The organism is Streptomyces sp. NPDC059852 (assembly GCF_042731455.1).
Taxonomy (GTDB): domain Bacteria; phylum Actinomycetota; class Actinomycetes; order Streptomycetales; family Streptomycetaceae; genus Streptomyces.
Genome location: NZ_JBHWJK010000005.1, coordinates 49777 through 72041, shown reverse-complemented (window position 1 = coordinate 72041; position 22265 = coordinate 49777). Strand labels below are relative to the sequence as shown.

Genomic DNA, 22265 nt, shown 5'->3' with positions numbered 1-22265 from the left:
GCTCAGCTCCCGGCGTAGTTGCGCAGGAACAGCGCCTCGGCGACCGACAGCCGCTCCAGCTCCTGCGGGGAGACGCTCTCGTTCACGGCGTGGATCTGCGCCTCGGGCTCGCTCAGGCCGATCAGGAGGATCTCCGCCTCCGGGTAGAGCGAGGCGAGCGTGTTGCACAGCGGGATCGAGCCGCCCTGGCCGGCGTACTGCATCTCCTCGCCCGGGTACGCCACCGCCATCGCGTCCGCCATCGCCTGGTACGCCGGGCTGGTCGTGTCGGCGCGGAACGCCTGGCCCTGCCCGATCTGCTCGGTGCTCACCCGCGCGCCCCACGGCGTGTGCGCCTCCAGGTGGGCCTGGAGCAGCTTGGTGGCCTGGGCCGCGTCCACGCCCGGCGGCACCCGCAGGCTCACCAGGGCGCGGGCGCTCGCCTGCACGGACGGGGTGGCACCGACCACCGGCGGGCAGTCGATGCCGAGGACCGTCACCGCCGGGCGGGCCCAGATCCGGTCCGCGACCGTGCCGGAGCCGATCAGCTCCACGCCGTCGAGCACCTTGGCGTCGGCGCGGAACTGCGCCTCGTCGTACCGCAGTCCCTCCCAGGACGAGTCGCCGGTGAGCCCGTCGACGGTCGTCGAACCGTCCTCGGCGCGCAGCGAGTCCAGCACGCGGATCAGCGCGCCCAGCGCGTCGGGCGCGGCCCCGCCGAACTGGCCGGAGTGCAGGTTCCCGGCGAGGGTGTCGATCTGCACGCGGACCATCGTCATGCCGCGCAGCGTCGTGGTGACCGTCGGCAGGCCGACCCGGAAGTTGCCCGCGTCGCCGATCACGATGGTGTCGGCCTTCAGCAGCTCGGGGTGCGCCTCGGCGTACCGCTCCAGGCCGCCGGTGCCCATCTCCTCGGAGCCCTCGGCGATCACCTTCACATGCACCGGGACGCCGCCGTTCGCCTTGAGCGCGCGCAGCGCCAGCAGGTGCATGATCACGCCGCCCTTGCAGTCGGCGGCCCCGCGCCCGTACCACCGGCCGTCGCGCTCGGTCAGCTCGAAGGGCGGGGTGTCCCACCCCGCCTCGTCCAGCGGGGGCTGCACGTCGTAGTGGGCGTACAGCAGCACGGTCTTCGCGCCCTCGGGGCCCGGCAGGTAGCCGTACACCGACTGGGTGCCGTCGGGGGTGTCCAGCAGGGCGACGTCCTCGAAGCCCTCCGCGCGCAGCGCGTCGGCGACCCAGCGGGCGGCCCCCTCGCTCTCGCTCCTGGGGAACTGGTCGAAGTCCGCCACCGACTTGAAGGCCACCAGCTCGGTGAGCTCCGCCTTCGCCCGCGGCATCAGCGAGGCGACGGTCTCGGCGACCGGGATCGACGACATGGGCACGCTCCTTGTGGGTGCGACGTTGTACGCGTGAGTGCTGTGATCCTCCCACAGTGGCCTGCGACGACGCCCGCCGTAGGATGCGGGGGACAGCATCGGGCGGCGAACAGAGCGGGAGCAGTAGGCCATCGTGAGCAGCGAGAACTCTTCGGCGGACGACGTGCGGCAGGTCTGGGACGTCGTCGTGGTGGGTGCGGGTCCGGCCGGTGCCTCGGCCGCCTACGCGGCGGCGGTCGCCGGGAGGCGCGTGCTGCTGCTGGAGAAGGCCGAACTGCCCCGGTACAAGACGTGCGGCGGCGGCATCATCGGCCCCTCGCGGGACTCCCTCCCACCCGGCTTCGAGCTCCCGCTGCGGGACCGGGTGCACGCGGTGACCTTCTCCCACAACGGCCGCTTCGCGCGCACCCGCCGCTCCCGGCAGACGCTGTTCGGGCTCATCAACAGGCCCGAGTTCGACCAGCGGCTCGTCGAGCACGCGCAGAAGGCCGGCGCCGAGCTGCGCACCGGCGTCACCGTGCAGCGCGTCGAGCAGCACGGCTCGGCCGTGCCGGACCGGCGCAGCGTCGCCCTCGTCCTGCAGGGCGGGGAGACCGTCCTCGCCCGGGCCGTGGTGGGCGCGGACGGCAGCGCCAGCCGCATAGGGGCGCATGTCGGGGTGAAGGTCGACCAGGTCGACCTCGGCCTGGAGGCGGAGATCCCGGTGCCGGAGACGGTCGCCGAGGACTGGAAGGGCCGGGTGCTCATCGACTGGGGCCCGATGCCCGGCAGTTACGGCTGGGTGTTCCCCAAGGGCGACACCCTGACGGTCGGCGTGATCTCCGCGCGCGGCGAAGGCGCCGCGACCAAGCGGTACTTGGAGGAGTTCATCGGGCGGCTCGGGCTCGCCGGGTTCGAACCGAGCATCTCCTCGGGCCATCTGACGCGCTGCCGCGCGGAGGACTCGCCGCTCTCGCGCGGACGGGTGCTGGTGTGCGGTGACGCGGCGGGTCTGCTGGAGCCGTGGACCCGCGAGGGCATCTCCTTCGCGCTGCGGTCGGGCCGGCTCGCGGGGGAGTGGGCGGTGCGCGTCGCCGAGGCGCACGACGCGGTCGACACCCGGCGCCAGGCGCTGAACTACGCGTTCGCCGTCAAGGCGGGCCTCGGCGTGGAGATGAGCGTCGGCAAGCGGCTGCTGACGGTGTTCGAGCGCCGGCCCGGCATCTTCCACGCGGTGCTGACCGGGTTCCGGCCGGCCTGGAAGGCGTTCACGGACATCACCCGCGGCTCGACGACCCTCGCCGAGATCGTCCGCACCCACCCGATGGCGCACCGCGCCCTGAGCGCGCTGGACCGCCGGCAGGCGTCCGCGGGCGAGCAGCCGGCCTCCTGACGAGCGCCTCCAGGGACCTCACCCGTCGACCGTGATCCGGAAGACGGGGTGGTCCGGGGCGCAGGCGGCGATCTCCTCGTCGGTGGACTTCGCGGTCACACCCTGGAAGTACTGGTTGACCTCCCAGCCCCACTTCTCCAGGTAGGTGCGCAGGATCGGGAGCTTCTCCTCGTCGGGCAGCTCCACCGCGGTGAACGTGCGCACCTTGCGGCCCACCCGCAGCTCACCGCCGCCGGCGACACGCATGTTGCGCACCCACTGGGAGTGCCCGCGGGCCGAGACGAGGTACTGCACACCGTCGAGGACGTGCGGGTTGACCGGGACGCGCTGCATCTTCCCGCTCGTGCGGCCGCGCACGGACAGCTCCGCCGTGCCCGCGATGCTCAGGCCGTGGCGGGCGAGCCAGCCGACGACGTTGTTGAACCGGACGTTGAGCGGGCTGCCCTTGAGGTAGTACGGCGACGACATGGTGACCCCTTTGGATGACGGGCCGGACGGCCCGGAGACCGGACTTCGAGAGCACTGCTCTCGCTCGAGAACAGTCTGCACGAGAACAGTGATCCAGAGCAAGAGCAGTGCTCTCCAATGTGTGCACCGCTCTGATTTCATGGAAGACTGCGCGGTATGAGCAGCACCCCACAGGGCGCACGGGCCCGCGCGAGGATGGAAGTGACCGCCGCCATCAAGGAGGAGGCGCGCAGACAGCTCGCGCGGGAGGGCGCGTCCCGGCTCTCGCTGCGCGCCGTCGCCCGTTCCCTCGGCATGGTCTCCTCCGCGCTCTACCGGTACTTCCCGAGCCGGGACGACCTGCTGACCGCCCTCATCATCGACGCGTACGACTCCCTCGGCGCGTCCGCCGAGGCGGCGAACGAGCGGGTCGCCGGCGCCGCGCCGCTGGAGCGCTGGACGGCGGTCGCGGAGGCCGTCCGCACCTGGGCGCTGGAGCACCCGCACGAATACGCGCTGATCTACGGGTCGCCGGTGCCCGGCTACACCGCTCCCATGACCACGGTCCCGGCCGCCTCACGCGTGGGGCTGCTGTTCATCGGCATCGTGCGCGACGCCCACGAGCAGGGCGTCCTCGCCGACGCGCCCGAGCTGCCGGACGACCTGACCGCCGAGGCCGGGCGCATGGCGGCCGACCTCGCGCCCGACCTGCCCCCGGCGACGGTCGTGGCCCTCATCGCCGCCTGGGCCGAGCTGTTCGGGCTGGTCGGCTTCGAGCTCTTCGGCCAGTTCAACCGGGTCGTGGAGGACCGGCCGCCGTTCTTCCGGCGCGCGGCGATCCGCATCGCCCACGAGGTCGGGGTGCGCTGAGCGGCGAGCAGGGGCGTACTTCATGGGGAGTACGCGTGATCACCACACGCGGGTGACGCCACCCCGTGGCCGTCGCGTCTAGCGTGGCCGTCATGGACGAGCAGCAGGCGCACCGGCCCGGCGGTCCACCGGCGTGGTGGCGGCACGTGCCGCCGTGGTGGAACCGCCGGGACGACGACGGGGAGCGCGCTCCCCGGTGGCCCTGGCGCTCCACCGTGCTGGTCACCGTCATGGTGCTGGCCGGGTCCTCGTTCGCGGCCCGCGGGCAGCACGACGGGCGTCAGGACCTCGACCCCTTCGCGCGGGCGCTGCTGTTCGCGGCGTCGGCCCTGCTGCTGTGGCGCGGGCGGTACCCGGTGCCGGTCGTCTTCGGCACCTCGGCGGCCGCCCTGCTCTACCTGGCCGCCGGCTACCCCTACGGCCCGGTCTTCCTGACGGTCGCCGTGGCCTGCTTCAACGCCGTCGTGACCGGGCACCGGCGGTCCGCGTGGACGGCCGTCGGGGCCCTGTGGGCGGGGCATGTCCTCGTCGGCCACTGGCTGTACCGCTTGCTGCCGCCCGCCGGGGACGGGCCCGCCCCCTGGGGGCAGGAGGCGGTCGTCGCCGCCTGGGTCGCCGCCGTCGTGGCGGTGTCGGAGCTGGCGCGGGCCCGCCGGGAACAGTGGGCGAGGGAACGGGCCGAACGGGCCCAGGCGGCGCGGCGGCGCGCCGACGAGGAACGGCTGCGGATCGCCCGCGAACTGCACGACGTCCTCGCCCACAGCATCTCGGTGATCAACGTCCAGGCGGGGGTCGGCCTCGCCCTCCTGGACACCGACCCCGAGCAGGCGCGCACCGCGCTCACCACCATCAAGGCGCAGAGCAAGGAGGCGCTCGGCGAGGTCCGCCAGGTCCTCGACACCCTCCGCGCCCCCGGCGCCGCCCCCCGGGCCCCCGCCCCCGGCCTCGCCCGGCTGCCCGAACTCGTGGCCCAGGCGGCCGGCGCCGGACTCACCGTCGAGGTCGAGGGCCAGCCGCCACCGCTTCCGCCGGGCACGGACCTCGCGGCGTTCCGGATCGTCCAGGAGGCCCTCACCAACGTCGTACGCCACTCGGGATCGCGGCACGCGCGCGTGCGATTCCAGCAGGCGGACGGGGCGACGCTCAGCCTGTGCGTCGACGACGACGGACCCGCGACCGGCGCCGACGCGGGCGGCAGCGGCAACGGGCTGGCCGGAATGCGGGAGCGTGCCGCCGCGCTCGGTGGCACCATCGAGGCGGGCCCGCGCGGCGACGGCGGATTCCGGGTCCTGGCCGTCCTGCCGCTCACGACGCCGAAGCGCGCGAAGAACGCGACCCCTCAGGAGGAGGACCGGTGATCCGCGTACTGCTCGCCGACGACCAGTCGCTCGTGCGGGCCGGTTTCCGGGCCCTGCTCGACGCGCAGCCCGACATCGAGGTGGCGGGGGAGGCCGCGGACGGCGAGGCGGCGGTGCGCGCGGTGCGCGAACTGCGGCCGGACGTGGTGCTCATGGACATCCGGATGCCCGTGCTCGACGGGCTCGCCGCGACCCGCCGGATCACCGGGGACGGCGCGCTGGAGGACGTGAAGGTGGTCATGCTCACCACCTTCGAGCTCGACGAGTACGTCTTCGAGGCGATCCGCTCGGGCGCCTCGGGGTTCCTGGTGAAGGACACCGAGCCGGACGAACTGCTGCGCGCCGTCCGGGCGGTGGTCGACGGGGACGCGCTGCTGTCGCCGGGCGTGACCCGGCGGCTGATCGCCGAGTTCGCCGCCCGCTCCAAGGAACCCGCGGCCGCCGACGCTTTGGCCCGGCTGACTGAACGGGAACGCGAGGTGATGACGCTGGTCGGCATCGGCCTGTCCAACGAGGAGATCGCCCGCCGCCTGGTGGTCAGCCCGCTCACCGCGAAGACCCACGTCAGCCGCACGATGGTGAAGCTGGGCGCCCGCGACCGGGCCCAACTGGTGGTGCTGGCCTACGAGTCCGGCCTGGTACGGCCGGGCTGGCTGGGCTGAGCGCCCGGCCGGAACCGCGTCAGCACGCTCACGACCCGGACCACGAACAGCACAGCGGCCACGGCGGAGCCCACGGCCAGGACGGCGCGGCGCACACCGGGCGGCACGTCGAACACGAACACCGGTCCCACGACCGCGCCGCACACCACGGCCGCCGCGAACGCCGCGCTGCACAGCGCGTAGCCGATCTCGATCGTGATCGCGTCCCGCTCCGCCTGCCCGCGCCGTCCCCCGTGGTCACTCATGGGGCGAGTCTCACACCGCGTGCGAGCCGGAACAAGCGGGCCGGGCGGCTCACACCGTGCCCGGCCGGTCCGGCACCGCACGCCGCGTCCCGGCCCCGATGAGCGTGGCGACCGCCGCCAGCAGGGCGACGCTGGTGAGGGCCACGGGCAGGGAGAACCAGTCCGCCATGAACCCGATCGCCGGGGGCCCCAGGAGCATGCCGCTGTAGCCGAACGTGGAGGCCAGGGCCACACCGCCCGGCCCGGCGACCGTACCGGCGCGTTCGACGGCCACCGGGAACAGGTTGGCCAGGCCGAGCCCGGTGACCGCGAAGCCCAGGAGGGCCGCCCACAGGGACGGGGCGAGGGAGCCGAGCAGCATCCCGGCCGCCGCGGTGGCGCCGCCGGCGACGACGGTCCGGCCGTGCCCGAGGCGTTCGAGCAGGGTCGTACCGGTGAGCCGGCCGACCGTCATGGACAGCGCGAAACAGGAGTAGCCGAGCGCGGCGACACCCGGCGCGGCCCCCAGGTCCTCCTCCAGGTGCAGCGCGCCCCAGTCCGCCATGGCCCCTTCGCCGTAGGCCGTGCAGCCGGCGATCAGCCCGAAGACGATCACCAGCCGGCGGGTGCGGGGGTCCCGGCGGCCGGGCGCGGCGCTCGGCCGGTCCGGTGCCGCGCCGGCCGGCGGGTCGTGCCGCAGCAGGGTGCGTCCCGCCACGGCGGTCACCGCCAGCCCGACGAGGGTGAGGCCCGCCAGGTGCCGCGTGGGGGAGAGGGCCCCGGCGACCAGCCCGCCGAGCAGGGCACCGGCCATGCCGCCGAGGCTGAACGCCGCGTGGAAACTGGGCATGACCGGCCGGCGCAGCGCGGTCACCAGGTCGACGGCGGCGCTGTTGAAGGCCACGTTGATGCCGCCGTACGCGGCGCCGAACAGCAGGAGGACGAGGCCGAGGGTGAGGGCCGAGTGGGCCAGCGGGGGCAGGGCGACGCTGAGGCTGAGCAGGACGGCGCAGACGACGGTGACCTGGTGGCTGCCGTAGCGGCGGCACAGGCGCCCGGTGAACACCATGGTGACCACGGCCCCGGCCGAGACGCCGAGGAGGGCGAGGCCGAGCGCGCTGGCGGAGGCGCCGGTCTGCTGCTTGATGGCGGGGATACGGACCACCCAGCCGGCGAAGAGGAAGCCGTCGAGGGCGAAGAAGACGGTGATGGCGACGCGGAGACGGCCGAGCGGGCTGAGGGGGCGGCGCACGACGCTGTGCGACCGTGATTTGTTTATTTGCGGCACAAATGCAGGCTAGGCGGGTCCCCGGCAGGAGGCAATCCCCTCCGACCTGTGGGTTCGCCCTCAGGAGACGGCGGTGAGGTGGCCGGGGACAGGTCCCACAGGAGGCGTCAGCATGCCCACGGCTCACCCGGCGCGTCGACGCCCGGCCACCGAGTCGCCGGGCCCCCTGGTCCGTTGCGGTCCGGCAGAAGACCCACTCAAGCGTTCTGCCGTACGCCTCTCACGCCCCGGCTGTCCGGGTGGCGTCCGAGGTGGGACTCTGGGACCGGAAAGGTGACCGCCGAGGGAACTCGGGAGGGCCCCATGGGACGCGATGTGCCGGCCCTGGTGTTCACGCGGGAGGACCGCCGCCGCTACCGGGAGAAGATGCACACCTGTCTCGACGTGCTGGCGCAGATGCTGCGCGAGTCGACGTTCGAGAGCGAGCGCCCGCGGGTCGGGCTCGAGATCGAACTCAACCTCGTCGACGACGACGGGCTGCCTGCCATGCGGAACACCGAGGTGCTCCAGGCCATCGCCGACCCGGCCTGGGACAGCGAGCTCGGGCGCTTCAACCTGGAGATCAACATCCCGCCCCGGGAACTGACCACCGGCGGCCCCGGAGCCTGGGAGCAGGCGATCCGCGACGCCCTCAACCACGCCGAGGACCGCGCCTCGGCGCTCGGCGCCCATCTCATCATGATCGGCATCCTGCCCACCCTCGGCGAGGACGACGTCGGCGAGGCGGCGCTGTCCGGCGACCCGCGCTACCGGCTGCTCAACGAGCAGATCTTCGCGGCGCGCGGCGAGGACCTGCGCATCGCCGTGGACGGCGAGGAGCGCCTGTCCACGTACGCGGACACGATCACCCCCGAGGCCGCCTGCACCAGCACCCAGTTCCACCTCCAGGTCGCGCCGAAGGACTTCGCCGCCTACTGGAACGCCGCCCAGGCGATCGCCGGTGTGCAGATCGCCCTGGCCGCGAACTCCCCGTACCTCTTCGGCCGGGAACTGTGGCGCGAGACCCGGATCCCGTTGTTCGAGCAGGCCACGGACACCCGCCCGGTGGAGATCAAGGCCCAGGGCGTCCGGCCGCGGGTGTGGTTCGGCGAGCGCTGGATCACCAGCGTCTTCGACCTGTTCGAGGAGAACGTGCGCTACTTCCCGGCCCTGCTGCCGCTGTGCGACGACGAGGACCCGCGCGCGCTGCACGAACTCGGCCAGGCCCCCGAACTGGGCGAGCTGACCCTGCACAACGGCACCATCTACCGCTGGAACCGGCCCGTCTACGCCGTCACCGACAGCGGACCGCACCTGCGCATCGAGAACCGCGTCCTGCCCGCCGGACCGACCGTGTCCGACACCATCGCCAACGGCGCCTTCTACTACGGCCTCACCCGCGCCCTGGTCGACGAGGACCGGCCCGTCTGGTCGCGGATGTCGTTCGCGGCGGCCGAGGAGAACCTGCACACGGCCGCCCGCGACGGCATCGACGCCCGCCTGTTCTGGCCGGGCGTGGGCGAGGTCCCCGTCACCGAACTGGTGCTGAGGAGGCTGCTGCCGCTGGCCCACCGGGGCCTGGAGCTGGCCGGCATGGACACCGCGTGGCGGGAGCCGCTGCTCGGCATCATCGAGCAGCGCTGTGTCACCGGGCGCAACGGCGCTCTCTGGCAGGCCGAGATGGTGCACCTGTTCGAGAAGGGCACGTCCACCGACCGGCGGGAGGCCCTGCGCCGGATGACCATGGCGTACATGGACTACATGCATCTCAACGCGGCCGCGCACACCTGGCCGGTGGACTGACCGGGCCCACCGCGGGCACCGGCGCCCGCACACTTCCCGCCGGATCTGCGCAGGAGTATCACTCGGGCTGCACACGGCCCGTCCATGGTCTCGTTAGCGTTCTGGCCGTTCGGCCCCCGGCGCGAACACGACCAGGCCGCGGCTGAGCCCGATGGCGCAGGCAACCCAGGAAGACCACCGATGGACTACTGCTCCTCGTGCCGCCGGCACCTCAACGGGGCTCTCGTGTGCCCCGGGTGCGGCGCCTACGCCCCGGACATCGCTCCCTCCGTGGCGGGTCCCGCCCAGCCGGCCACACCGGGCCCGGCCGCGTCCGGCAGGCATCCGTCCGCCGGACACCCGTCCCCCGGGCATCCGTCCGCGAGGCAGGCGGACACCGGGCCCTGGTTCGACGCCTCCTTCCACGACGGGACGACGCGCGCCGCCGGCCCGGCCGAGGACGCCCCGGACATCGCCGAGGACGTCGAGGGCGCCGAGGCCGTGACCGCCGGGTCCCAGGGCCGGGCCGCCCGGCGGCGCCAGCGGGCCCGCTGGAAGAAGAACCAGCGCCGGGCCGTGGTCGCCACCGCCGTGGCCCTCGTCGGCGGCGGACTCACCCTGACCTCCCTGGACCGCCAGTCCGGCGACCGGGCCCAGGCGGCCACCGCACCCGAACAGCCGCACACCGACCTGTCCGGGCAGCGGCACATCGAGCCCACCAGCCCGGCGGCGACCGTCCCCGACGGTTCCGAGGCCCCGCGTGACAGCACCCCGACCGCACGGCCCACGGCCACCGACGTGGCGCGGGAACCCGTGTCCTCCTCGCACACCAGCCGGCGGCTCACCCGCCCGGACGCCGCCTCCACCCCGGACTCGGACAGCTCGCGGACGTCCCGCACCCAGCCGTCCTCCGCGCCCGCCACCACACAACCCGTCACCGGCGGCGGCACCTCGCCCGGCGGGCAGCAGCAGACGCCCGACCCGGCCCCCACGGACGAGACGGGCACCGGCGCCACCCCGGCGCCGAACGACCCCCAGGCCCCGCAGGGCACCTCGCCCGCCCAGCTCTGCGTGCTCGACCTGCTCTGCCTCGGCTGACCTCCGCACCCCGCCTGAGATCACCGTCACGTGACGGTGACACCGCGAAACAGCGCGCCTGAGGTCATGCTGGAAGGAGCCGGCCGCCGTCCCGGCGCGCCCGGCACCGGCAGGAGCAGTTGGTGGCACTCAGGAGGGAACTCCCCATGGTCGAGCAGGACGATCGCTTCGACGTCGTGGTCCTCGGAGCCGGGCCCGGCGGCTACGTCGCCGCGATCCGCGCCGCGCAGCTGGGCAAGCGCGTCGCGGTCGTGGAGGAGAAGTACTGGGGCGGTGTCTGCCTCAACGTGGGCTGCATCCCCACCAAGGCGCTGCTGCGCAACGCCGAACTGGCGCACATCGTCACCCGCGAGGCGAAGACCTTCGGCATCAGGAGCGACGGGGAGATCAGCTTCGACTACGGCGAGGCGTTCCGGCGCAGCCGCAAGGTGGCCGACGGCCGGGTCAAGGGCGTCCACTACCTGATGAAGAAGAACAAGATCACGGAGATCGACGGCCGCGGCACGTTCCTCGACCCGCACACCCTCCAGGTGGCCGGCTCGGACGGCGCCACCCGCACCATCGGCTTCGAGCACTGCATCATCGCCACCGGGGCGACGACCAGGCTGCTGCCCGGCACCCGGCTCAGCGACCGCGTGGTCACCTACGAGGAGCAGATCCTCACCGACGAGCTGCCCCGCTCGATCGTCATCGCCGGCGCCGGCGCGATCGGTGTCGAGTTCGCCTATGTGCTGCACAACTACGGCGTGAAGGTCACCATCGTCGAGTTCCTGGACCGGATGACCCCGCTGGAGGACGCCGAGGTCTCCGCCGAACTCGCCAAGCAGTACCGCCGGCTGGGCATCGACGTGCTCACCTCCACCCGCGTCGACGCCGTCGACGACTCCGGTGACCAGGTGCGGGTGACCGTCACCGGTAAGGACGGCGCCCAGCGGGTGCTGGAGGCCGACAAGGTGCTCCAGGCGATCGGCTTCGCCCCCAACGTCTCCGGCTACGGTCTGGAGAACACCGGCGTACGCGTCACCGAGCGCGGCGCCATCGACGTCGACGGCCGCTGCCGTACGTCCGTCCCGCACCTCTTCGCCATCGGGGACGTGACGGCGAAGCTGATGCTCGCGCACGCCGCCGAGGCGATGGGGGTCATCGCCGCCGAGACCATCGCGGACGCCGAGACGATGGAGCTCGACTACACGATGATCCCGCGCGCCACCTACTGCCAGCCGCAGATCGCCAGCTTCGGCCTGACCGAGGCGCAGGCCCGCGAGCGGGGCTTCGACGTGAAGGTGGCGAAGTTCCCGTTCACGGCGAACGCCAAGGCGCACGGCCTCGGCGACGCCACCGGCTTCGTCAAGCTGATCAGCGACGCGAAGTACGGGGAACTCCTCGGCGGGCACCTCATCGGCCCGGACGTCACCGAGCTGCTGCCCGAACTGACCCTGGCCCAGAAGTGGGACCTCACCGTCCACGAGATCGCCCGCAACGTCCACGCCCACCCGACCCTCGGCGAGGCACTGCAGGAGGCGGTCCACGGCCTGTCCGGGCACATGATCAACCTCTAGCCAGCGGACGGCAGTACAGCGCGTCCGGGGTCCGCGCCGAGCCGATCCGGCCGGTGTACGCGATCCCGGCCGCGTACTCGCCGTCGGCGCACTGCCCCTTGTAGCGACCGTACGCGAAGTCGCCGCCCTTGGGCGCCGCCCCGCGCGCGTCCGCCCGGTCGAACCAGACCGTACGGCCGCCGGTGCCGAGCGTGCCGGCCGGGGCGGTCGCGCACAGGGCGGCCGAGACCGCCGCCCCGCGCACGCTGTACCCGGCGAGGAACTGCCCCTCGGCGCACTGGAGTTTGGTGTACCCGGACGCCCAGTCGCCGCCGGGCCGGACGTGTCGTTCGTCGCGGACCACCTCGTGCCCGAGGGCCGGACCGCCCAGGGCGCCCGTGGACACGTCCGAGCACAGGCCGCGGTTCCCGGTGTGGGCGAGGCCCAGCAGCCGCTGCCCGTCGGGGCAGACGGCCTTGCGGGCACCCGGGTCGAAGTCGGGCAGCGCGCGCATCCGCCGGGACTGCACGAAGTCGCCGTGATCGGGGCTGAGTTGCGACCACTCGGCGGCCGGGGGCACCGGCCCGGTGCGGCCGGTCGCCTCGACGAGCCGCCGCCACGCCGGGGCGCGCCAGTCGTCACCGTCGTACACCCCCATCCGGTGCCCGGCCGCGTCCCAGTGCAGCAGGGCCCAGCCGTTGCCGCCGCGGTTCTCGTGCCAGCCGACGAGCGGCCAGAAGGCGAAGTCGGCGTCGGCGCGGATGAGCTGGTCCACGAGGTTCTCGAACCAGGCGCGCGGTTTCGCGGCCGTCTCCGCGCGGCCCCCGACGCCGAACTCGCTGATCCAGAGGGGGGCGGTGAAATGCTGATCCTGCTCGGCGGAGACGAAGAAGGCCTGCCGGTTCAGCACGGCGACGAGATCGCCGGGGCTCAGGTCGCGGTAGCGGGGGTCGCTGGTCTCGCCGATGCCGGTGGCGCCGCTGTGCCGGGGGCCCGTGTAGTCGTAGAAGTGGGCCGCGTACACGAGCTTGCCGGAGTCGACGAGCGTGTGCGAGAGGTTCCGGGCGGGTTCCAGGGTGGGGCGCTCGTGCGGGAGACCGTCGACGGGGATGCCGGTCCAGTTGATGCCCTCGACCACGATCAGCAGGTCCGGGTTCGCCTCCAGGAGGATGCGGTCGCCGACCCGCTGGGACGCGGCGAACCAGTCGTGGTCGTCGCCGAGACCCCAGTTGGGGTCGTCCCACACCGAGCGGCGCACCTCGTTGTAGAGGTCGGCGCCGACCACGCGGGGGTTGTCCCGGTACCGGCGGGCCATGAACAGCCAGTCCGCCTCCCAGTCGGCGGTCGAACGGCTCGCGTTCCAGCGTTCGTTGCCGTCGACCCCGCAGCACCACCGGGTGGTGTTGGTGTGGTTGTTCAGGATCACCGCGAGCCGGGCGTCGGTGAGGGCGCGCACCACCGCGTCGTACACCTGGAGCGGGGTCCTCCCGCGCAGACCGGGGTTGGCGGCGACGGCGTCGTCCGTCACGGGGCGGGTGTCGTGGACCATCTCGTTGGAGAAGGGCAGCCGTACGCTGTTGATGCCGATCTCCTGGAAACCGGCGATGATCTCGGCCATCGGGGCGCGGTCGAGACCGAGCGGGATCCGGCCGGAGTTCTCGCCGGCGTGGTGGTTGGCGTCGTCCTCCACGTCGCCCGAGCCGTTCCATGTGCCGCTCGCCCCGTGCCAGTTGCCGGAGCGCAGCCTGAACCGGTCGCCGTCCGCATCGACGATCCAGCGGCCCCGGGTGCTCAGCGGCGGTGTCCAGTCCTCCACCGCGGGCGCGGGGGAGACGGCCGCCTCGGCGGAGGGCTCCGCCGCCGCCCTGGCCTCGGGCACGACCGTGACCGGAGCCATCAGGAGCACCGCGGCGAACGCCGCCCTCACCAAGGAACCGCGCACGGCCATCCTCCCGCCTTTGACATGACTACGTCACGTCCGTCGACGGAACCACGGTAATGCAGGAACGGCCGTACAGCACTGGGGAGTTCGAGCCGCGGACGTATTCGGGGGAGTCCCGTCGGTGACTGCAGTAGGTCATCCGTCCCGGACTCTTGACTCGTTCGGCGGTACTCGCGATCCTCGTCGCACATTGAACGAGGTCATGACAATGCGGCCTCGTACCGTCGCCGACCGAGGGACGTGGGCCGTGACCAGTGCCGGACGCCCGTACCGCAGACGCAAGAACGTCACCGTCGTGTCGCTCCTCCTGCTCGTGCTGTCCCTCGCGCTCGGACCCGTCCCGAGCGCCGCGGCCGGCACCGACTGGTGGAACCCCACGGCCCGGCCCGCACCGGACTCCGGCATCGGGGTGACCGGCGAGCCGTTCACCGGCACCGACGCGAGCGGCGACGTGCGCGGCTTCGTCGACGCCCACGACCACATCTTCGCCAACGAGGCCTTCGGCGGGCGCCTGATCTGCGGCAGGCCCTTCTCCGACAAGGGCGTCGCGGACGCCCTCAAGGACTGCCCCGAGCACTACCCCGACGGCTCGCTCGCCGTCTTCGACTTCATCACCAAGGGCGGTGACGGCCGGCACGACCCCGTCGGCTGGCCCACCTTCAAGGACTGGCCGGCCCACGACTCGCTGACCCACCAGCAGAACTACTACGCCTGGATCGAGCGGGCCTGGCGCGGCGGCCAGCGCGTCCTCGTCAACGACCTCGTCACCAACGGCGTGATCTGCTCCGTGTACTTCTTCAAGGACCGCTCCTGCGACGAGATGACGTCCATCCGGCTCCAGGCCAAGCTGACGTACGACCTCCAGGCGTACATCGACCGGATGTACGGCGGCCCCGGAAAGGGCTGGTTCCGGATCGTCACCGACAGCGCGCAGGCCCGCCAGGTCATCCAGCAGGGCAAACTCGCGGTCGTCCTCGGCGTCGAGACGTCCGAGCCGTTCGGCTGCAAGCAGATCCTCGACATCGCGCAGTGCGACGAGGAGGACATCGACAAGGGCCTCGACGAACTCCACGCGCTGGGCGTGCGCAGCATGTTCCTGTGCCACAAGTTCGACAACGCCTTGTGCGGCGTCCGCTTCGACTCGGGCACCCTCGGCACCGCCATCAACGTCGGCCAGTTCCTGTCCACCGGCACCTTCTGGAAGACCGAGAAGTGCACCGGCCCGCAGCACGACAACCCGATCGGCGACGCGACGGCGGCCGAGGCCGAGAAGAAGCTCCCGGCGGGCACCGACGTCCCCTCGTACAGCGCGGACGCGCAGTGCAACGTCCGCGGGCTCACCTCGCTCGGCGAATACGCCGTCCGGGGCATGATGAAACGCAAGATGATGCTCGAGGTCGACCACATGAGCGTCAAGTCCGTCGGCCGCGTCCTCGACATCTTCGAGTCCGCGTCCTACCCCGGCGTCCTGTCCTCGCACAGCTGGATGGACCATGAGTGGACCGAGCGCGTCTACGGCCTCGGCGGCTTCACCGCCCAGTACATGAACGGCTCGGAGCACTTCGTCGCCGAGGCGAAGCGCACCGAGGCGCTGCGCGACAAGTACGGCGTCGGCTACGGCTACGGCACCGACATGAACGGCGTCGGCGGCTGGCCCGCCCCGCGCGGCGCGGACGCCCCGAACAAGGTGACCTACCCCTTCCGCAGCGTCGACGGCGGCTCCGTCATCGAGCGCCAGAGGACCGGCGAGCGCACCTGGGACATCAACACCGACGGCGCCTCCCACTACGGCCTCGTCCCGGACTGGATCGAGGACATCCGGCGCGTCGGCGGCCAGGACACCGTGGACGACCTGTTCCGGGGCGCCGAGTCCTACCTCGGCACCTGGGCCGCCTCCGAGCGGCACGCGGCCGGCACCAACCTCGCGCGCGGGGCGAGGACGACGGCCAGCTCCTCGGAGTGGAGCCTGTTCACCAGCTACCAGCCGGGCCGGGCCGTCGACGGCGACGGGAGCACCCGCTGGGCCAGCGACTGGAGCGACGACCAGTGGCTCACCGTCGACCTCGGCTCCACCCAGCTGGTCGGACGGGTCACCCTCGACTGGGAGCGGGCGTACGGCAGGGCGTACCGCATCGACCTGTCCACCGACGGCACCACCTGGCGCACCGCCTGGTCCACGACGTCCGGCGACGGCGGCCTCGACACCGCGAGATTCGCCGGCACCCCGGCGCGCTACGTCCGCGTCCAGGGCCTGGACCGGGGCACCGACTGGGGCTACTCCCTGTACGAGGTGGGCGTCCACAGCGGCTGACACCCACGAGAGGGTCCTCATGGCACGACTGCCGTCCGCGGAGCGGCGGCGACAGCTCACCGAGGCGGCGATCAGAGCGATGGCCCGGGACGGCGTCCCCCGGACGACGACCCGGTCCATCGCCGCCGAGGCGGGTGTCTCGCTGAGCGTCTTCCACTACTGCTTCGACTCCAAGCAGGAGCTGATCGAGTCCGTCATCACCACCATCACCGGCCACTACGTGCGGCTGGTGAAGGAGGCCCTGCGCCCCCGCGCGACCCTCGAGGGAACCGTCCGCGCGGGCTTCCAGGCGTACTGGGACCACGTCCGCGCCCACCCGGACGAGCACATGCTCACCTACGAACTGACCCAGTACGCCCTGCGCCAGCCCGGCTTCGAGCACCTGGCCCGGCACCAGTACGAGCTGTACGCCGCCACCTACACGGAGCTGATCGACCAGCTGCACGACACGATGGGCCTGCGCCTGCGGGTCCCCGTCCCGGTCCTCGCCCGCTACCTGGCGGCCATGACGGACGGCCTGACCCTCAACTACCTGGTGCTCGGCGACGACGCCGCCTGGACCGGCATCCTCGACACGGTCACCGCCCACGTCGCGTCCCTGGTGCGCGAGCCCTGACGCCCGCACGGCTCAGCCGCGTGCGGGCGCGGCCCGCTGCCCGTCCCGCTCCGCGGCGTCCCGCCGGAACAGCCACGCCATCCGCGGCTCCACCACGCAGCGCAGGGCGCGCCGCACGGGCGGGGTGCACAGCAGCGTCACCACGGTCGCCGCGACGGCGGTGACGACCAGCGCCCCCAGCGGCCCCTGGACCCACGCCGGGTCGTACCAGCCGAAGTGCCCCGCCGCCTGCGCGACGAACCCGTGCAGCAGATAGCCGAACAGGGTGCCCGTGCCCAGCACCGTGCACCACGTCCGCCGCCCCGGCACCCAGGCCAGGAAGGCGGCCACCAGCACCAGCGAGCAGACGAACATCACCGGCGTCATCACCAGCCCGGCCCACGCCGGCGCGCCCAGCTCCTCGGCGCTGTCCCGGTGGTAGAACCAGCCGCCGGTCATCCGCGGCTGCGCCCAGTACGCCACCGACAGCCCGACCGCGAACACCGGCACCGCGGCGATCCGCACCGCACGCCGCCGCACCCACCGGAAGTGCTCCGGCCGCAGCAGCAGGCCCACCACGAAGTACGGCAGGAACTGCAGGACGCGCTGCAGATCGAGATCGTCGCCGATGGACGGCGACAGTGTGGCCAGCATCGCCACGCCGAGCGCCACCGGAACGGCGTACCGCAGCCGCCGCCACAACGGCGCCGTGAGCCGCCACACGAACAGCGCCGCCAGGAACCACGTCAGATACAGGGGGTCCAGGAGGCTGATCGGCCGATCGGGCTCCCCGTCCGTCCACCGGGTGAAGAAGGTATAGGCCGTCTCGAAGACCACGTACGGCACGAGCAGCCCCGTGACCAGCCGCTTCAGCTGTTCGGGACGGGCTTCAAAGCTCCGCGAGAAATAGCCCGAGATGATGATGAAGGCCGGCATGTGAAACGCGTACACGAGCATGTAGAGCGCGCTGACGGTCCGGCTGCCGTCCCGCAGCGGCTCCCACGCGTGTCCCACCGCCACCAGCACGATCGCCGCGTACTTGGCATTGTCGAAGAACGCGTCCCGCTCCCGGGAAACCGCAGGTCGCGCCGGTGCGGCCCAGTCGGGAGCGGTCTGGGTCGCCTGGCTCACCACACCGCCTCCCGGACGGCGCGCACGGACCCCGGCCGGGGGGAGAAGCCTCTCGGAGGCAGGACGGGAGGGGCGCTGTGCTTCGGCATCCCCCGCGTCTCACCACTTCCGGGTGATCCAAACACCCAGAGTGGGATGTCGCTGGTCACAGGGGTGCGGGACGGCCGGTCGTACGCCCGTCAGGGTGTGCGCTTAACCCATGTGATCGCTTCGAATGGTGCCCCCGGTGGACATGGCTGACGGTGGATCACGTCAAGGCCTGGCTCCAGTGGTGATGAAGCGTCAGCCGCCCAGGCCGTGACGGGAGGAACCACCTATGCGCCCTGTTCGCATGCTGCTCGCCACCGCGACGGCCACGGCCGCGCTGGCGATCGCACCCGCCGCTCACGCCGTCACCACCGGTGACTGGGACAACAACGACGACACGTCCCACAGCAAGGAGCACAAGTCCGAGGATCACGGGAAGTCCGACCACGGGAAGTCCGAGCACGGGAAGTCCGACGACCACGACCAGTCCTACAGCAAGGAGCACGACGAGGAGGGCAAGCACGACGGGCCGCGCGGCGGGGTCCACACCGGTGGCGGAGCGCTCAGCTCCGTCATGAACGGCGGCGACTGGGGTGGCGACAACCCCAAGCACGACCCGGACACCTACCGGAACAAGGAAGACCACGGCAAGGACTGGAAGTCCGAGGAGAAGGGCGACTCGTGGGGCGGCGATGACCACGGGAACGACTCCTGGGGCGGCGACCACGAGGAGTCGTGGGGCGGCGGCGGTGACCACGACAAGCCGCGCGGCGGCATGCACACCGGCGGCGGCGGCCTCGCCACCCCGGGTGTGACGACCGCCGGTCTGGCCGTCCTCGGCGTCGCGGGCGCCGGCATGTACGCGATGCGTCGCAAGAAGGCCGGGTCCGTGGCCTGAGCCACCCCTTGTCCGAGCAGGCCGTCGAGGCCGCCGCACGTGCCCCGCGCGTCGCGGCGGCCCCGCCCTTCCCCCAGTCAGTCCGCTGCCCGTTCCAGTGAGGTGGTTCCCCGATGGACGCCGGCCGTCCCTCCGTCCCCCAGCCCGACCCGGCCGGTCCCGACGCCCCGTCCCCGCACTCGCGGCGGACGCGACGCGTGGCCGTCGTCTTCTGGACCGCCATCGCCGCCACCATCCTCTTCACGGTGTTCACCGGCGGCCGGACCGAGGGGAGCGGGAGCGTCAGTGCTCCGCACGCCCCGCCCGCCGCGTCCTCCTCCGCGCCCGCGCGGTCCGAGTCCGCCGGACCCGACGCGCGCCCCGGGGGCAAGCACCTGCCCCGGTCCCACCCGGTGCGCCTGCGCATCCCCAAGATCTCCGTCGACGCCCCCTTCACCGATCTCGCCATCGGCTCCGGCGGACGCCTCGAACCCCCGCCCGCCCACGACACCAACCTCGTCGGCTGGTACGCGAACGGGGCCTCGCCCGGGGAGACGGGGACGTCGATCATCGCCGGACACGTCGACACGGCGACGTCTGCCGCCGTCTTCGCCGAGCTGTACCAGCTGAAGAAGGGCGACCGCTTCGAGGTGCTGCGCGCCGACGGGCGCAAGGCCGTCTTCGAGGTCGATGACGCGCAGACCTACGACAAGGACACCTTCCCGAGCGACCGTGTGTACCAGGACACCCCCAGCGCCCAGGTCCGCCTCATCACCTGCGCGGGTGACTACGACCGCCAGGTCAGGGACTACACCGCCAACCTCGTCGTCTTCGCCCACCTCGTCTGAGCCGCCCGGCGGGAGGTCCCCCGGACCCGCTCTCCGCGCTGACCTCGTGTCCTACAGTGACTGCTGTCAGTTCCGGTGAACGAACCTGTGAGGTAGTCGCGAACCATGCCGACCGAGACGTTTGAGTTCCAGGTAGAGGCCCGTCAGCTGCTCCAGCTGATGATCCACTCGGTCTACTCGAACAAGGATGTCTTCCTCCGCGAACTCGTCTCCAACGCCTCCGACGCGCTCGACAAGCTGCGCCTGGAGAAGCTGCGGGACGACACGCTCGACGCCGATGTGTCCGACCTGCACATCGACATCGACGTCGACAAGGAGGCCCGCACCCTCACCGTGCGGGACAACGGCATCGGGATGTCGTACGACGAGGTCGGGCGGCTCATCGGGACCATCGCCAACTCCGGCACCGCGACCTTCCTGAAGGAACTGCGGGAGGCCGAGGACGAGAAGGGCGCCGAGGGACTGATCGGCCAGTTCGGCGTCGGCTTCTATTCCGGCTTCATGGTGGCCGACGAGATGACCCTGGTGACCCGGCGGGCCGGAGAGGCGCACGGCACCCGCTGGTCGTCGCGCGGCGAGGCCACGTACACGCTGGAGACCGTCGAGGACGCCCCCCAGGGCACCTCCGTCACCCTGCACCTGAAGCCCGCCGACCCCGAGAACCAGCTCCACGACTACACCTCGCTGTGGAAGATCCGGGAGATCGTCAAGCGGTACTCGGACTTCATCACCTGGCCCATCCGGATGGTCCCCGAGACCGCCGACGGCGACGGCACCCCCGAGGCCGAGACGCTGAACTCGATGAAGGCCCTGTGGGCGCGCTCGCGCGACCAGGTGACCGACGACGAGTACCACGAGCTGTACAAGCACATCAGCCACGACTGGCGCGAACCGCTGGAGACCATCCGCCTTCAGGCCGAGGGCACCTTCGAGTACCAGGCCCTGCTGTTCCTGCCGTCGCACGCCCCGTACGACCTGTTCACCCGCGACTTCAAGCGCGGTGTCCAGCTGTACGTGAAGCGCGTGTTCATCATGGACGACTGCGAGGCGCTGCTCCCGCCCTACCTGCGCTTCGTCAAGGGCGTCGTGGACGCGGCCGACCTCTCCCTGAACGTCTCCCGGGAGATCCTCCAGCAGGACCGGCACATCCGGATGATGCAGCGCCGGCTCACCAAGAAGGTGCTGTCCACGGTCAAGGAGATCATGGCCAAGGACAGCGAGCGCTACGCCACGTTCTGGCGGGAGTTCGGCACGGTCCTCAAGGAGGGCCTGGTCACCGACGCGGAGAACAGCGAGGCCATCCTCGCCGTCGCCTCGTTCGCGACCACGCACTCCGAGGACGAGCCGACCACCCTGGCGCAGTACGTCGAACGGATGGGCGACGACCAGAAGGACATCTACTACATCACCGGCGAGTCCCGGCAGAGCATCGAGAACTCCCCGCACATGGAGGCGTTCCGGGACAAGGGCGTCGAGGTGCTGCTGCTCACCGACCCCGTCGACGAGGTGTGGGTCGACGCCGTCGGCGAGTACCAGGGCAGGAAGCTGCGGTCCGTCACCAAGGGCGAGATCGACCTGGACGCCAAGGGCGACGAGAAGGCCGACGGGGAGCGCGAGAAGCAGGCCGAGGACTACGCCGGACTGCTCGGCTGGATGCGGGAGCGGCTGGAGGAGGACATCAAGGAGGTCCGGCTGTCGACCCGCCTCACGGTCTCTCCCGCCTGCGTCGTCTCGGACGCGCAGGACCTGACCCCGGCCCTGGAACAGATGTACCGCGCCATGGGCCAGGAGGTGCCGCGCACCAAGCGCATCCTGGAGCTCAACGCCGACCACCCGCTGGTCAAGGGCATGAACCAGGCGTTCAAGAACGACGACGACCGGACGCGCCTCGCCGAGTCCGCCGAGCTGCTGCACACCCTGGCGGTGCTCGCCGAGGGCGGCCAGGCGAAGGACCCCGCGCGGTTCGTGAAGCTGGTCGCGGAGCGCATGGAGCGCACCCTGTAACCGGTCGCGTGCCCCGTACGGCCGTGTGCGCGGGCCGCTGTCAGTGGCCCGCGCTACGTTCCTCGGAGTCGGCTCCCTCACTCCAGGAGGAATCATGGCCTCGCGACTCAACCCCTACATCACGTTCCCCGGTCACGCCCGCCAGGCGCTCGAGTTCTACCAGCAGGTCTTCGGCGGCACCGTCGACCTCAACACCTACGCGTCCATCGGCGGCCAGAAGGACACCCCTCTGGCCGACAAGATCATGCACGGCATGCTGGAGACCCCGAGCGGCTTCACCCTCATGTGTGCCGACAACCCCACGGACGACCACCGCCCCGGCAACAACATCTCCGTGAGCCTGAGCGGCGACGACGAGCCGGAGCTGCGCGGCTACTGGGAGAAGCTGTCCGACGGCGCCACCGTGAGCGTGCCGCTGGAGAAACAGATGTGGGGCGACCTCTTCGGCATGTGCACGGACCGGTTCGGCACCACCTGGATGGTGAACATCGCCGGGCAGGACGGCTGAGCGCACGCCGCCGGGCCGCACCGGCCCGGCGGCGGCCCACCCCCAA

General features: G+C 72.1%; 19 protein-coding genes. 13 read left to right on the top strand and 6 right to left on the bottom strand.

Features of this window, described 5'->3' with window-relative positions:
- Positions 1-2: 2 nt before the first annotated feature.
- Positions 3-1358, bottom strand: coding sequence for a dipeptidase (locus tag ACFV46_RS08270; protein ID WP_361929097.1), 1356 nt, complete (start codon positions 1356-1358; stop codon positions 3-5).
- A 133-nt stretch (positions 1359-1491) separates the two neighbouring features.
- On the opposite strand from ACFV46_RS08270, the gene ACFV46_RS08265 reads away from it, so the two are divergent.
- Entirely contained in the window at positions 1492-2730 is a 1239-nt protein-coding gene (locus tag ACFV46_RS08265; protein WP_361929095.1) for a geranylgeranyl reductase family protein, read from the top strand.
- A gap of 18 nt (positions 2731-2748) precedes the next feature.
- Here the strand turns inward: ACFV46_RS08265 and ACFV46_RS08260 are convergent, their stop codons facing one another.
- A complete protein-coding gene (locus tag ACFV46_RS08260; protein ID WP_376729814.1) occupies positions 2749-3198 on the bottom strand; it encodes a nitroreductase/quinone reductase family protein in 450 nt (149 codons plus the stop codon).
- A gap of 156 nt (positions 3199-3354) precedes the next feature.
- Here ACFV46_RS08260 and ACFV46_RS08255 point away from each other — a divergent pair, with 156 nt between their 5' ends.
- The 3 genes from ACFV46_RS08255 (at position 3355) to ACFV46_RS08245 (ending at position 6067) form a co-directional block, all read left to right on the top strand.
- On the top strand, positions 3355-4047 hold the full coding sequence (locus ACFV46_RS08255; RefSeq protein WP_385497469.1) for a TetR/AcrR family transcriptional regulator: 693 nt from the start codon (positions 3355-3357) through the stop codon (positions 4045-4047).
- Between the two features lie 92 nt (positions 4048-4139).
- Positions 4140-5405: a sensor histidine kinase gene (locus ACFV46_RS08250; RefSeq protein ID WP_385497467.1), complete on the top strand. Its 1266-nt coding sequence runs from the start codon at positions 4140-4142 to the stop codon at positions 5403-5405.
- Positions 5402-6067, top strand: a complete 666-nt coding sequence (locus ACFV46_RS08245; protein ID WP_361929084.1) for a response regulator transcription factor — start codon at positions 5402-5404, stop codon at positions 6065-6067. The genes ACFV46_RS08250 and ACFV46_RS08245 overlap by 4 nt, the downstream gene beginning before the upstream one ends.
- Here ACFV46_RS08245 and ACFV46_RS08240 read toward each other — a convergent pair.
- Both ACFV46_RS08240 and ACFV46_RS08235 read right to left on the bottom strand, forming a co-directional pair.
- Positions 6028-6312: a DUF6332 family protein gene (locus tag ACFV46_RS08240; protein ID WP_361929082.1), complete on the bottom strand. Its 285-nt coding sequence runs from the start codon at positions 6310-6312 to the stop codon at positions 6028-6030. The two genes, ACFV46_RS08245 and ACFV46_RS08240, sit on opposite strands and share 40 nt — an antisense overlap.
- Before the next feature lie 49 nt (positions 6313-6361).
- Positions 6362-7579: an MFS transporter gene (locus tag ACFV46_RS08235; protein ID WP_385497466.1), complete on the bottom strand. Its 1218-nt coding sequence runs from the start codon at positions 7577-7579 to the stop codon at positions 6362-6364.
- A 303-nt stretch (positions 7580-7882) separates the two neighbouring features.
- Between ACFV46_RS08235 and ACFV46_RS08230 the strand changes: the two genes are divergently transcribed.
- The 3 genes from ACFV46_RS08230 (at position 7883) to lpdA (ending at position 11997) form a co-directional block, all read left to right on the top strand.
- Positions 7883-9361: a glutamate--cysteine ligase gene (locus ACFV46_RS08230; protein ID WP_361929078.1), complete on the top strand. Its 1479-nt coding sequence runs from the start codon at positions 7883-7885 to the stop codon at positions 9359-9361.
- A gap of 180 nt (positions 9362-9541) precedes the next feature.
- Entirely contained in the window at positions 9542-10438 is an 897-nt protein-coding gene (locus tag ACFV46_RS08225; protein WP_385497465.1) for a hypothetical protein, read from the top strand.
- 146 nt (positions 10439-10584) lie between these two features.
- On the top strand, positions 10585-11997 hold the full coding sequence (gene lpdA / locus ACFV46_RS08220; protein WP_376729824.1) for a dihydrolipoyl dehydrogenase: 1413 nt from the start codon (positions 10585-10587) through the stop codon (positions 11995-11997).
- Here the strand turns inward: lpdA and ACFV46_RS08215 are convergent.
- Positions 11987-13924: a glycoside hydrolase family 5 protein gene (locus tag ACFV46_RS08215; protein ID WP_385497464.1), complete on the bottom strand. Its 1938-nt coding sequence runs from the start codon at positions 13922-13924 to the stop codon at positions 11987-11989. The genes lpdA and ACFV46_RS08215 overlap by 11 nt on opposite strands.
- Positions 13925-14165: 241 nt before the next feature.
- On the opposite strand from ACFV46_RS08215, the gene ACFV46_RS08210 reads away from it, so the two are divergent.
- Complete coding sequence (locus ACFV46_RS08210) at positions 14166-16229, top strand: discoidin domain-containing protein (protein WP_385497462.1); 2064 nt, start codon at positions 14166-14168, stop codon at positions 16227-16229.
- Between the two features lie 19 nt (positions 16230-16248).
- Positions 16249-16845, top strand: coding sequence for a TetR/AcrR family transcriptional regulator (locus ACFV46_RS08205; protein ID WP_361929066.1), 597 nt, complete (start codon positions 16249-16251; stop codon positions 16843-16845).
- A gap of 12 nt (positions 16846-16857) precedes the next feature.
- Here ACFV46_RS08205 and ACFV46_RS08200 read toward each other — a convergent pair whose 3' ends face one another.
- Positions 16858-17955 carry an acyltransferase family protein gene (locus ACFV46_RS08200; protein ID WP_385497461.1) on the bottom strand — a complete coding sequence of 366 codons (1098 nt, stop codon included), beginning with the start codon at positions 17953-17955 and terminating at the stop codon, positions 16858-16860.
- A 316-nt stretch (positions 17956-18271) separates the two neighbouring features.
- Here ACFV46_RS08200 and ACFV46_RS08195 point away from each other — a divergent pair, with 316 nt between their 5' ends.
- The 4 genes from ACFV46_RS08195 to ACFV46_RS08180 all read left to right on the top strand — a co-directional run bounded on the left by ACFV46_RS08195 (position 18272) and on the right by ACFV46_RS08180 (position 22219).
- The gene (locus ACFV46_RS08195) at positions 18272-18880 is read left to right on the top strand and encodes a hypothetical protein (RefSeq protein WP_361929061.1); all 609 of its coding nucleotides are present in this window, start codon (positions 18272-18274) and stop codon (positions 18878-18880) included.
- 113 nt (positions 18881-18993) lie between these two features.
- Positions 18994-19707 (top strand): class F sortase, encoded by a 714-nt coding sequence (locus ACFV46_RS08190; RefSeq protein WP_376729801.1) that lies wholly within the window; start codon positions 18994-18996, stop codon positions 19705-19707.
- Between the two features lie 105 nt (positions 19708-19812).
- Positions 19813-21711, top strand: a complete 1899-nt coding sequence (gene htpG, locus ACFV46_RS08185) for a molecular chaperone HtpG (protein ID WP_385497460.1) — start codon at positions 19813-19815, stop codon at positions 21709-21711.
- 94 nt (positions 21712-21805) lie between these two features.
- The gene (locus ACFV46_RS08180) at positions 21806-22219 is read left to right on the top strand and encodes a VOC family protein (RefSeq protein WP_361929053.1); all 414 of its coding nucleotides are present in this window, start codon (positions 21806-21808) and stop codon (positions 22217-22219) included.
- The last annotated feature ends 46 nt before the right edge of the window (positions 22220-22265 follow it).

What these genes read in the sequence shown, in the direction of transcription:
- ACFV46_RS08270 (WP_361929097.1), bottom strand. Translation starts at nt 1,358, where the DNA reads ATGTCGTCGATCCCGGTCGCCGAGACCGTCGCCTCGCTGATGCCGCGG.
- ACFV46_RS08260 (WP_376729814.1), bottom strand. Translation starts at nt 3,198, where the DNA reads ATGTCGTCGCCGTACTACCTCAAGGGCAGCCCGCTCAACGTCCGGTTC.
- ACFV46_RS08255 (WP_385497469.1), top strand. Translation starts at nt 3,355, where the DNA reads ATGAGCAGCACCCCACAGGGCGCACGGGCCCGCGCGAGGATGGAAGTG.
- ACFV46_RS08250 (WP_385497467.1), top strand. Translation starts at nt 4,140, where the DNA reads ATGGACGAGCAGCAGGCGCACCGGCCCGGCGGTCCACCGGCGTGGTGG.
- ACFV46_RS08240 (WP_361929082.1), bottom strand. Translation starts at nt 6,312, where the DNA reads ATGAGTGACCACGGGGGACGGCGCGGGCAGGCGGAGCGGGACGCGATC.
- ACFV46_RS08230 (WP_361929078.1), top strand. Translation starts at nt 7,883, where the DNA reads ATGGGACGCGATGTGCCGGCCCTGGTGTTCACGCGGGAGGACCGCCGC.
- ACFV46_RS08225 (WP_385497465.1), top strand. Translation starts at nt 9,542, where the DNA reads ATGGACTACTGCTCCTCGTGCCGCCGGCACCTCAACGGGGCTCTCGTG.
- lpdA (WP_376729824.1), top strand. Translation starts at nt 10,585, where the DNA reads ATGGTCGAGCAGGACGATCGCTTCGACGTCGTGGTCCTCGGAGCCGGG.
- ACFV46_RS08215 (WP_385497464.1), bottom strand. Translation starts at nt 13,924, where the DNA reads ATGGCCGTGCGCGGTTCCTTGGTGAGGGCGGCGTTCGCCGCGGTGCTC.
- ACFV46_RS08205 (WP_361929066.1), top strand. Translation starts at nt 16,249, where the DNA reads ATGGCACGACTGCCGTCCGCGGAGCGGCGGCGACAGCTCACCGAGGCG.
- ACFV46_RS08195 (WP_361929061.1), top strand. Translation starts at nt 18,272, where the DNA reads ATGCGCCCTGTTCGCATGCTGCTCGCCACCGCGACGGCCACGGCCGCG.
- ACFV46_RS08190 (WP_376729801.1), top strand. Translation starts at nt 18,994, where the DNA reads ATGGACGCCGGCCGTCCCTCCGTCCCCCAGCCCGACCCGGCCGGTCCC.
- htpG (WP_385497460.1), top strand. Translation starts at nt 19,813, where the DNA reads ATGCCGACCGAGACGTTTGAGTTCCAGGTAGAGGCCCGTCAGCTGCTC.
- ACFV46_RS08180 (WP_361929053.1), top strand. Translation starts at nt 21,806, where the DNA reads ATGGCCTCGCGACTCAACCCCTACATCACGTTCCCCGGTCACGCCCGC.